Annotated in this window: 11 protein-coding genes; all 11 read right to left on the reverse strand. The window is 74.1% G+C overall.

Translation table 11 applies throughout. The features are described from left to right. Window positions 1-112: 112 nt before the first annotated feature. Complete coding sequence (locus tag Q4C85_RS09315) at window positions 113-1507, reverse strand: DNA-processing protein DprA (RefSeq protein ID WP_303141514.1); 1395 nt, start codon at window positions 1505-1507, stop codon at window positions 113-115. Further along, complete coding sequence (locus Q4C85_RS09320) at window positions 1504-3072, reverse strand: YifB family Mg chelatase-like AAA ATPase (protein ID WP_303141516.1); 1569 nt, start codon at window positions 3070-3072, stop codon at window positions 1504-1506. Before Q4C85_RS09320 ends, Q4C85_RS09315 begins: the two co-directional genes overlap by 4 nt. After that, entirely contained in the window at window positions 3072-3566 is a 495-nt protein-coding gene (locus Q4C85_RS09325) for a YraN family protein (RefSeq protein ID WP_303141517.1), read from the reverse strand. The genes Q4C85_RS09320 and Q4C85_RS09325 overlap by 1 nt, the downstream gene beginning before the upstream one ends. Before the next feature lie 219 nt (window positions 3567-3785). Beyond that, the gene (locus Q4C85_RS09330) at window positions 3786-4091 is read right to left on the reverse strand and encodes a DUF2469 domain-containing protein (RefSeq protein ID WP_303141518.1); all 306 of its coding nucleotides are present in this window, start codon (window positions 4089-4091) and stop codon (window positions 3786-3788) included. A 112-nt stretch (window positions 4092-4203) separates the two neighbouring features. Continuing rightward, window positions 4204-4899 (reverse strand): ribonuclease HII, encoded by a 696-nt coding sequence (locus Q4C85_RS09335; RefSeq protein WP_303141519.1) that lies wholly within the window; start codon window positions 4897-4899, stop codon window positions 4204-4206. Then, a complete protein-coding gene (gene lepB / locus Q4C85_RS09340; protein ID WP_303141521.1) occupies window positions 4896-5804 on the reverse strand; it encodes a signal peptidase I in 909 nt (302 codons plus the stop codon). Before lepB (Q4C85_RS09340) ends, Q4C85_RS09335 begins: the two co-directional genes overlap by 4 nt. Window positions 5805-5926: 122 nt before the next feature. Further along, window positions 5927-6274 carry a 50S ribosomal protein L19 gene (gene rplS / locus Q4C85_RS09345; RefSeq protein WP_303141532.1) on the reverse strand — a complete coding sequence of 116 codons (348 nt, stop codon included), beginning with the start codon at window positions 6272-6274 and terminating at the stop codon, window positions 5927-5929. 263 nt (window positions 6275-6537) lie between these two features. Next, window positions 6538-7311 carry a signal peptidase I gene (lepB, locus tag Q4C85_RS09350; RefSeq protein WP_303141522.1) on the reverse strand — a complete coding sequence of 258 codons (774 nt, stop codon included), beginning with the start codon at window positions 7309-7311 and terminating at the stop codon, window positions 6538-6540. Beyond that, window positions 7308-8771: a tRNA (guanosine(37)-N1)-methyltransferase TrmD gene (trmD, locus tag Q4C85_RS09355; protein ID WP_303141523.1), complete on the reverse strand. Its 1464-nt coding sequence runs from the start codon at window positions 8769-8771 to the stop codon at window positions 7308-7310. Before trmD ends, lepB (Q4C85_RS09350) begins: the two co-directional genes overlap by 4 nt. Beyond that, complete coding sequence (rimM, locus tag Q4C85_RS09360; RefSeq protein ID WP_303141524.1) at window positions 8771-9310, reverse strand: ribosome maturation factor RimM; 540 nt, start codon at window positions 9308-9310, stop codon at window positions 8771-8773. The genes trmD and rimM overlap by 1 nt, the downstream gene beginning before the upstream one ends. Window positions 9311-9374: 64 nt before the next feature. Beyond that, the coding region (locus tag Q4C85_RS09365) for an anaerobic C4-dicarboxylate transporter family protein (RefSeq protein ID WP_303141526.1) at window positions 9375-10173 on the reverse strand (799 nt) is incomplete at its 5' end.

The following is a 10173-nucleotide window of genomic DNA, read 5'->3' on the forward strand; positions in this document are numbered from 1 at the left end:
GGGCCCGCCCGCAACGCACCCGGGCGCCCCCGCGTTATGGCGGCGGGCCACCACCGGCACCCGGTGGGCGGCCAGCCCCGGGGACGGGCGGGCAGGACCCGTGGGCCGGCCCTTACTGTCGACGCCGGCGCCAACGGGCGCCGTCGCCCTCGACCCGCCCGGCGAGCTCGAGCAGACCGAGTGCCGCCTCGGTCTCGCCCTCCGACAGCCCCGCGCTGCGCGCCAGCGTGGTCGGGTGGGCCCAGCCGCGTGCCGGCAGGGCGTCCATGACCCGGGAGGCGTCGCCGTCGAGCCCGTCGAGCAGGCCTGTCCCGGCGTGGGCGGGGTCGGCGGCCTTGTCACCCTCGGGGTCGGTGGCACCCACGGGAAGGACGAGCTCGAGGGCCTCCTGGGCGTCGGTGACGCACACCGCCCCGGCGCGCAGCAGTCGGTGACAGCCCACCGAGCCCATGTTGTTGACCGGCCCCGGCACCGCACCCAGGGGCCGGCCCAGCTCCTGGGCGTGCCGGGCGGTGGACAGGGCCCCCGAGCGCCAGGCGGCCTCGACCACGACCGTGGCGTCGGCCAGGGCCGCGATGAGCCGGTTTCGGGTGAGGAAGCGGTGGCGGCCGGGCTGGCAGCCCGGCGGGACCTCGGCAAGGAGGGCGCCGGTGGCCAGGACGGCCTCAAGCAGCTCGGTGTTGCCCGTCGGGTAGAGCCGGTCCACCCCTCCGGCTGCAACAGTCAGGGTCGGTCCGGCTTGGAGCGCGCCACGGTGCGCGGCCGCGTCGATGCCGAAGGCTCCCCCGGAAACGACGAGCACCCCGTCGGCGGTCAGGGCGCAGGCCATGTCAGCGGCGACCTGCTCGCCGTAGGCGCTTGAGGCACGGGCACCGACCACCGCCAGCGCCCGTCCGGTTCCGGGCCCGGTGGGCATGAGGTCCTCGCGCCCACGGGCCCCGCCCCCACGGGACGGCCCCGTGCCCGCGGTGTCCGCCGGACACCCGGCCCTGTCCTCGGGATCCGGCCAGGCGCCCTCGGCCGGCCGGGGGACCAGGAGCGCCGGGTCCCCCCGCACCCACAGGCAGTGGGGAGGGTGCTCCAGCGCCTCCAGACCCGCCGGCCACCAGGGGTCCCAGGGCAGCACGAGGCTTCCACCGAGGGACTCCAGGACCTCGAGCTCGCGGCGGATGTCCAAGCCCGACAGGCGGGGGGCCCACCGTCCCGCGGCGCGGGCCCAGGCGGCCCGCGCCCGCATCGGGTCGCCCGAGGCCGGCACCGGGGGCCGTGGGGCTGCGCGGAGATCCCCCTGGTCGTCGAGGGCCTCGGTCAGCAGCCAGTGCAGGGCACCACCTGCGCCCAGGGAGGCCACGAGCAGGCCGGCCGCGGCGTCGGTGGGCTCGGCCAGGCGGGACCAGGTGGCCCGGGCCAGGGCCTCGTCGTCAATGTCGTAGGGCAGGCGGGCCGCTGCCGGGCGTGTCTGCCGGGCTGGGTGCAACTGCGTCTCGGGTGCCGGGAGTGTGGTCATGGTCGGGCTCCTCGTGTGCGTAGGGACAAAGCGGCCCCGAGCTCGGCGGAACCGGGTGCGGGCCGGGACGACAGGTCCGCCAGCGTCCAGGCCACCCGCAGCACCCGGTCGACGCCGCGCAGGGTGAGGTCGCCGCGGTCCAGGGCCGCCATGAGCGGGGCGAGCAGATCGGGGTCGGTTCCCGAGGCGGCCGAGCGCAGCCAGGACCCCGGCACCTGGCCCATGAGCCGCCACGGGGTGTCGGCGAGCCTGCGGGCTGCGCGCTCGCGGGCCTGGGCCACCCGCTGGGCGACGACCTCGCTGGACTCGCCGGTCCCCACCGTCTTGAGGTCACGGGCGGTGACCGCCTCGACCTCGATCTGGATGTCGACGCGGTCGAGCAGGGGCCCGGACAGGCGGGAGAAATAGCGGCGGCGCTGCAGGGAGGTGCAGGTGCACGCCAGACCGCGGCCGCCCCCGCGCCCGCACGGGCAGGGGTTGGCGGCCAGCACGAGCTGGAATGCTGCGGGATAGGTGGCCCGGCCGGCCGCCCGGTCGATACTCACCTCCCCGGACTCCAGGGGCTGGCGCAGGCAGTCGAGCACGCCGCCGGGGAACTCCGGAGCCTCGTCGAGGAAGAGCACGCCGCGGTGGGCCAGGGACACGTCCCCGGGCCGTGGCGTCCCCGACCCCCCGCCGATGACCGCGGCGCGGGTGGCCGTGTGGTGGGGCGCGCGCAGGGGCGGCGAGGTGAGCAGCCCGGCGTCGGGGCTGAAGGTGCCCGCCAGGGAGTGCAGGGAGGTGACGGTGACGGCATCGTCGGCCTCCAGGGGAGGAAGGATCGAGGGCAGGCGCTCAGCGAGCATCGTCTTGCCCGCTCCCGGCGGGCCGACGAGAAGGAGGTGGTGCCCGCCGGCGGCCGCCACCTCCAGGGCGTGACGCGCCCGGGGCTGGCCGACGACCTCGGCGAGGTCGGGCCGGCGGCCGCCCGCCGCAGGCTCGGGACGCGGCTGGGGGTCGCGGCTGCGGGCGCGCTCAAGCAGCTCCGCGGCCGAGGAGGGCAGGCGTCCGCCGTAGCGCTCGACGATCTCCCCCAGGTGACTGACCGCGGTGACTCGGGCGCCGCGCACGAGGCCCGCCTCATGCGCGGCCGCACGGGCCACGACGACCTCCTCGACCCCGGCGGCGACCGCGGCGCGCACCGAGGGCAGGATGCCGCGCACGGAGTGGACCGAGCCGTCCAGCCCGAGCTCGCCGAGGTGGACGGTGCGCGCCATGTGCTCGACCGCTCGGCGCGGCAGCTTGCCGCGGGCGCCGAGCACGGCCAGCGCGAGCGCCAGGTCGACTCCGGTGCCGGTCTTGGGCAGGTCGGCCGGGGAGAGGTTGACGGTGAGCCGGTGCTCCCCCCACGTGACCCCGCAGCTGCCCAGAGCCGCGCGCACCCGCTCGCGCGACTCCCGCACGGCGGTGTCGGGCAGTCCCACCAGGGTGAAGCCGGGCAGCCCCTGGGCGCAGTGGGCCTCAACGTCGACCAGGTGCCCGTCGAGCCCGGTCAGGGTGATGGCCAGGGTGCGTGCCAGCGCCATCACGCCCCCACCCCTCGGTGGTGGCGCAGGACGGCGGGCGCGTCGGTGCGCAGCAGGACCGAGACGACGTCGATGCGCAGCCCTTCGTGCTCGACCCGGTTGCCGGCGACCCAGGCGCCGGCCAGGGCGCGCAGCCGGGAGAGCTTGAGTGCGTCGACGGCCTCCGCCGGGGCCCCGGCCCTCAGGCTCGTGCGGGTCTTGACTTCGACGACGACCAGCCGTGGCCGTCGCGGCCGGCCGGCGGGACTGTCGTCACCGTCAGAGCCCTGGGAGTGCTCGGTGCCCTCAGGGCTGTCGGGGCCCTCGGGGTCGGGCTCGGGGTCGAGGGCGATGATGTCGAGCTCGCCGCGCAGCCCGTGGCCGGGCCGCCAGTTGCGCTCCAGGATGAGCCAGCCCCGGTCGACCAGGTAGCGCGTCGCAATGTCCTCCCCGCGGGTCCCGGTCTCGCGCGCGGTGGGCGGCGTGGGCTCAGCCTCCGATGGTGTCTGTGTCATGGGGTTCACCTCCATGACCAGGGTCGGCCGCACGCAGCGGCGGAGCCATCAGCCCGATCGAGCCCTGTGAACGACCCCTGCACGAAACATACCTGTGGAGCACTTCAAGTATGCTTCAACGCTCTCGCGGCATCTCAGCACTGGCTGACGGGCCCGGGGGTCGCCGTCGTGGCCCGGAGGGCTACGGGCCGCGCCCGGCCCCAACGACGTGGGAGCCGGTCAGGAGGGGACCTCGATCTCGGGCTTGCTCAGCTCCTCGACGTTGACGTCCTTGAAGGTGACGACGTGGACGGACTTGACGAAACGGCTGGCGCGGTAGACGTCCCACACCCAGGCGTCCTCCAGGGTCAGCTCGAAGAAGACCTCGCCCCCGTTGGTGCGCACCTGGACGTCCACCGCGTTGGCCAGGTAGAACCGGCGCTCGGTCTCCACGACGTAGGAGAACAGCGACACGACGTCCCGGTACTCCCGGTACAGGTCGAGCTCCAGGTCGTTCTCGTAGGCCTCAAGGTCTTCAACGCTCACCGGGCCATCATGCACGGCGCGCCTGGGAGCGCACTGCAGGTGGCGGGGCGCGTCGTCGGGGCCGAACGGGGCCGGCAGCGGCGGCGGTCCTCCCCGGTCCCGGCCCTCCGGCCTACCGGTCGGTCAGGCCGGGCAGGCGCCAGGAGCGGCGGTGCTGCTCGCTGGGGCCCAGATGTCGGAGCGCCTCGGTGTGCGCCGCAGAGGCGTAGCCCTTGTTGGCGGCCCAGCCGTAGCCGGGGTCCGGCAGCGCCGCCATGAGCTCGTCCCGCTCGACCTTGGCCAGGACGGAGGCGGCTGCGACGACGGCGCACCGGGCGTCGGCGCCGACCTGCGTGTGCACGACCGGCCCCTGGCCCGCCCCGGTGGCGGCCACGGACGTCTCCGGGCTGTCCGGTGGGCTGCCTGCGCCCGCTGGGCCGAGCCAGTCGACGGGACCGTCCAGGATGAGGGCCCCGGGCAGGTGCCCACGGGCGGCGACCTGGGCCAGGGCTCGCCTCCCGGCCAGACGCAGGGCCCCCATGATGCCCAGCTCGTCGATCTCCGCGGCGCCGGCGTGGCCGACGGCGTGATCGGTCGCCCAGTCGCGGCAGGGCTCGACCAGGGCCCGGCGCCGACCGGGGCTCAGCTGCTTGGAATCGGCCAGGCCCGCGGGCAGGAGGTCGGGGGTGGCCGCCGAGACGACGACGAGCCCCACGGTGACCGGACCGGCCAGGGAACCGCGCCCGACCTCGTCCATGCCCCCGACCAGTGCGTGGGTTCTCAGGAGCCTCCGCTCGGCGGCGCGGTCGGGCAGGATGGTCGGGCTCACGGCTGTGTCGTGAGGGCCGGGACCTGGGCGAAGACGCTGTCGGGGTCCTCGAGGAGCCCGACGCGCCCCACGGGCCACAGGACCGCCTTGGCCACACCGACGACGTCGTCGAGGGGGACGGCCCCGCCGTGGGCGTCCTCGCGGTGGAAGCGTGAGTCCATGGAGTTGGCGCGGTTGTCGCCCATGACCCACACGCAGTCCTCGGGGACGGTGACCTCGAAGGCGACGTCGAAGGGGGAGACGCCCTGGCTGAGGTAGGTCTCGTCGATCGCGACGCCGTTGACCGTGATCCGTCCCTCACCGGTGGACACGATGCGGTCGCCCGGCAGCCCGATCACCCGCTTGATGAGGTGGTGCCCGGTGTCCTGGGGCAGGAGGCGCAGCAGCTCAAGGGTGTCCTGGACCGAGCCGCGCAACCCGGTGGGCTCCTCGACCTCGAGCCAGCCGCCCGGGTCGGTGAACACGACGATGTCACCGCGCTCGACCTGCCCGGTGTCGTAGACGGTGACGAGCACCCGGTCCCCCGTCACCAGGGTGGGCTCCATCGAGGCCGAGGGGATCGCGAAGGTCTGGAGGACGAAGGTCTTGAGCAGGGCGGTGAGCACGAGCACGACCAGGACCACGAGCAGGGGCGAGTCGCGCCTGCGCGCCGGCCGGGGCGGCGCGGAGCCCGGCACCGGCAGTGGCTCGGGCCGGCGGGTCGGTGGGAAGGACGGCGGCAGGCCGCCCTCGGCTCCGGCCGTAGCGGAGGAGGAGGTCGAGGAGGTGGTGGCCTCGCCGGGGTCGTCAACCGCCTCGCAGGCCGAGGGCACGCCGGGAGTCGCCGGCCCGGGGAGCGTTGGGGAGGAGGCCGCAGGGTCGGACGGATGGAGGTCGCCGGCGGTCTGGTCCAGCGGTGAGGTCACCGTTCCCCTCTCGGGACGTGTGTGAAAAGGAGGCCCCGTCGGGGGCGCGATGATGTGGTGACGCCCGGGCCCGGCCGGGCCCGGGCGTCACCGCGACGGAGACGAGGGGAGCGCCATGGCGCTCAGTCCTCCCGACGCTCCTTGATCTTGGCGGCCTTGCCGCGCAGGTTGCGCAGGTAGTACAGCTTGGCGCGACGCACGTCACCGCGGGTGACGACCTCGATCTTGTCGATCGAGGGGGTGTGCAGCGGGAAGGTGCGCTCGACGCCGACGCCCAGGGAGATCTTGCGGACGGTGAAGGTCTCTGAGACGCCGCTGCCCTGGCGGGCGATGACGATCCCCTGGAAGACCTGGATGCGCGAGCGGCTGCCCTCGACGACCTTGACGTGCACCTTGAGGGTGTCGCCGGGACGGAAGCGGGGGATGTCGTCGCGCAGTGAGGCGGCGTTGATCTCGTCGATCAGGTTCATCATTCTCTCCACACCCCTGCCACTGGTCAGCGGGCGCTTGCTAGGCGGCGCCTCGCGCAGGCCCCTTGGGGCCGACGCTGCGGCGCCGGGAAGACCTGCCCGCGGGTCCTGCTCGGTGGGGGGCCTCCCCAGTGGCAGAGTCCCCCCGAGTCCCGGGGCGCGCCCAGTGTGCCACAGGCCCGGTCGGGGCGACGAGGGCGCCGCTCAGGACGTGCCCGACCTCACGCGCCCCAGCGGGCCCGATTCGGGCCGGGGCGCAGTGGTCAGGGCACCGGCGTCGGGGTGGGTTGGGCCGTCGGCACGGTCTCGGGCTCGGGGACGGCGGCGAAGGCCGCGGTCCCGCCGTCCAGGGCGGACCAGCGGCTCAGCGGCCAGATGAGTCGGCGGGCCACGCCGACGACGTGGTCCTGGGGGACGAAACCGCCGTGGGCGTCGGCCTGGTGGAGCCGGGAGTCGGCGGAGTTGGAGCGATTGTCGCCCATGACCCACAGGTAGCCCTCGGGGACCGTGATGTCGAAGGCGATGTCGGAGGCCGACCTGCCCGGTTTGAGGTAGGGCTCGATGACCTCCACCCCGTTGACTGTCAAGGATCCCTGCCCGTCGGCGACGACGCGGTCGCCGGGCATGCCGATGACCCGTTTGACCAGGTGGTGGCCCGGGTCCTGGGGCAGGACGCGGATGGCCACGAGCAGGTCCTGGAGGGCTCCGCGCACCCCGGTGGGCTCGGGGACCTCCCCGAGCCAGTCGGAGGGGTCGGTGAACACGATGACGTCTCCTCGCTGGAGCGAGTCGATGTCGTAGAGGGTGACGACGATCCGGTCGCCCTCCATGAGGGTGTCCTCCATGGAGCCCGAGGGGATGACGTACATCTGGAACACGAAGGAGCGCACGAGGGCCACGACGAGCACGACGGCCACAAGCGCTCCGACACGGCGCACGAGCTCCACCCCCCGCTCGGCCAGAGGGCTGCGGCGGCGGCCGACACCTGCCGGTGCGGGGCGGGGGCCCTGTCCGGAGGCACCCGGCTCAGCGCTCATCGGTGCGTGCCTCCTTCGCTCATCCGGCGCCCATGGTGCTCGCCGCGCTCTTGGGGGTTGACCGACATGACGACGTCGTCGCAGCGGGCGAAGCCCACCTGGTAGGTGCGCGAGCCGCTGCGGGCGAAGCCGGTGCGCCGGTAGGCCTTCTGGGCGCGCCGGTTGCGTTCGTGGGTCCCCAGCCACAGGAGGGTGACGCCCCGCTCCGCGGCGTCGCGCACCGCCCGTTCGAGCAGCGCCCCGGCGACACCCGAGCCGCGCAGGGAGGCGTCGACGTAGGCCTTCGACAACTCGGCCGACAGGCCGTCACCGCCTGTCGGCCCTGGCGGGGCGACAAGCCCTGGCGGGCGCGGGTCCAGGCCCGGGGGGCCGGCGCCGTCGGAGGGCTCGAGCAGGACCAGGCTGTAGCCGACGAGGCCGGGTGGCTCGCCCGCACCCGGGGCCAGCTCGGCGACGACTAGCACCGCCCGCGGGTCGGCGACCCACTGGGCGAAGGAGGCCTGCGACAGCCGGGTGCGCACGTGCTCGGCGATGTCGGCCCGGGACATCGCGGGCGGGCAGGCGTCGGGGAAGGTGCGAGCGGCCAGCTCGGCCAGGGCGGGCAGGTCGGCCTCGGTCGCCTCCCGTAGCCGCAGGGGGACGGGGTGGTCGGCCTCCTGCGGGACCGCCCAGCCCAGGCCCGCCAGGACCGCCCGGTCGGCGGGGTCGAGGTCCTGGGGGTCGAGGCGCTCGATCATGTCGGGGCGGCGCCGGGCGGTGCGGCGCAGGGCCTGGTCGCGGCGGGTACGGGCCACACGGCCGTGGTCCCCACCCAGGAGCACCGGCTCGGGGCCCAGGCCCCGCCAGGACACCGGCCGGGTGTAGACCGGGTGCTCGAGGAGCCCGGCCCGGGAGTGGGACTCCTCGACCACCGAGCCCGGGTTGCCCAGGACACCGGGGATGAGGCGGGCCACTGCCTCGATGATGACGAGTGCGGCGGCCTCCCCGCCGTTGAGGACGTAGTCGCCGATGGACAGCTCGCGCACCTCGAAGCCCGCCCGGCCGTAGTGCTCGGCCACCCGGGCGTCGATGCCCTCGTAGCGGCCGCATGCCAGCACGATGTGGTCGGCGCCGGCCAGGTCCTCGGCGGTCCGCTGGGTGAAGACCTCCCCGGCGGGGGTCGGCACGACGAGCACCTGGCGTCGCCTCCGTCCCGGGGCCGCCACGGCTCGGCCGTCCTCGGCGCGGCCGAGGACCTCGTCGAGGGCCCGGCCCCACACGTCGGGCCGCATGACCATGCCCGGGCCGCCTCCCAGCGGCGTGTCGTCGACGGTGCGGTGGCGGTCGTGGGTCCAGTCGCGCAGGTCGTGGACCTCCAGGTCGATGAGGCCCTCGGCCGCCGCCCTGCCGATGAGGGACAGGTCCAGGACGCGCAGGTAGTCGGGGAAGATCGTGATGACGTCGAGCCTGAGCGGGTTCATCAACGCGCCTCCTCGGCGCGGCCCAGGCCTGGGAAGAGACCTCCCGGCGGGTCGATGGCCACGACGCCCGCCTCGGGGTCGACCCGTGGGACAAGCGCGGAGACGAAGGGCACGGCGACCTTCTGGCCCTCGCCGGTACGCACGACGAGCCTGTCTTGCGCCACACCCGGCTCGACGTCGACGACCTCACCGAGCTCGGCACCATCGACGTGCACGGCGCGCAGGCCCACGAGCTCGTGGGCGTACCACGCGTCCTCCTCGTCGGCGGCCTGGTCGGTGTCGACCAGGAGACGCACCCCCCGCAGGGCCTCGGCGGCGTTGCGGTCCCCGGCCTCGGCGAAGACGGCGAACCAGCGTGAGCCGTCGAAGCGCAGGCTCTCGACCGTCAGGCTGCCCGCCGCGGCGGGGCCGGTGGCGGGCTCGGCGGGCAGGACCGTGCCCGGCGCCAGCCTGCCCCGGGGGTTGTCGGTGCGGATCTCGAGGCGGACCTCGCCCCGCAGCGCGTGGGCGGGGCCGATGACGGCGACGGTGAGAAGCACGTGCACAACCTATCGTGAAGCGCCCGTCCGCCCGGTCCCGGCCCCTGGCCGTCACCTGCCGCCATCACCAGCACCGCCCGGCGTGGTGGTGGCCCGCCCCCAGTGCGGGGGGCCGGGCCAAAACCACCCGGGGGCGTGGGGGGGGGGGGTGGGCCAGGATGTAGAGCGCGGATACCGCCGGGAAACAGGCCACGACCGCAGACGGCGCAATGCCGATGGCCAGCGCGGTGGGCAGCAGCGCTTTGGCGGTGGCGGCCTGCGAATAGAGGAGTGCCGAGGCGACAATCAGTACACCGGCCAGCAGCCACGGCGCGTTGGCGAGCGAATCGCCGGCCACGTGCTTGATCCATTCCTGGTGGTTGTCCATAAAGGTCGTGCCGAGCCAGGCCACGCCGAGAATACAGACACAGGCGGTCATGCCGGTGCGGAAGATGGAGGAAGCGGGCAGGGCGTGGACGTCCGCCTTGCATAGCACCAGAATGAGCAGGGCGACGGTGAGCATGGTGGCGATTCGCACCTGTCCGCCGTCCATCGCCGGTTTTTCCACCAGACCGAGTTTGGGGCTGATGAGGATGGCGTAGGCGAGTACGGCCACCAGTCCGATGAGGAAGATAAGCACGGAGCGCTTGGCACCGGGCTTGAGCGGCCGTTCCTGATAGCCACCCGCAGGTTGTTTGACCAATCCTTGTTCGAGGCGGCGCTGATATTCCGGCACGTTGGAGAGCACATCGGTGCCGCGTGCCTTGTCCCAGAGCATGAAGAAAACGGCGGTGCACATGATGCCTAAGAAACTGGCGGGAATGGAGACAGCAAGCACTTCCAGATAGCCCCAGCCGGTGTTGCCTTTTTCGAGAATGCCGGAG

Source organism: Actinomyces sp. (assembly GCF_030524025.1).
Classification (GTDB): domain Bacteria; phylum Actinomycetota; class Actinomycetes; order Actinomycetales; family Actinomycetaceae; genus Actinomyces.

What these genes read in the sequence shown, in the direction of transcription:
- Q4C85_RS09315 (WP_303141514.1), bottom strand. Translation starts at nt 1,507, where the DNA reads ATGACCACACTCCCGGCACCCGAGACGCAGTTGCACCCAGCCCGGCAG.
- Q4C85_RS09320 (WP_303141516.1), bottom strand. Translation starts at nt 3,072, where the DNA reads ATGGCGCTGGCACGCACCCTGGCCATCACCCTGACCGGGCTCGACGGG.
- Q4C85_RS09325 (WP_303141517.1), bottom strand. Translation starts at nt 3,566, where the DNA reads ATGACACAGACACCATCGGAGGCTGAGCCCACGCCGCCCACCGCGCGC.
- rplS (WP_303141532.1), bottom strand. Translation starts at nt 6,274, where the DNA reads ATGAACCTGATCGACGAGATCAACGCCGCCTCACTGCGCGACGACATC.
- lepB (WP_303141522.1), bottom strand. Translation starts at nt 7,311, where the DNA reads ATGAGCGCTGAGCCGGGTGCCTCCGGACAGGGCCCCCGCCCCGCACCG.
- trmD (WP_303141523.1), bottom strand. Translation starts at nt 8,771, where the DNA reads ATGAACCCGCTCAGGCTCGACGTCATCACGATCTTCCCCGACTACCTG.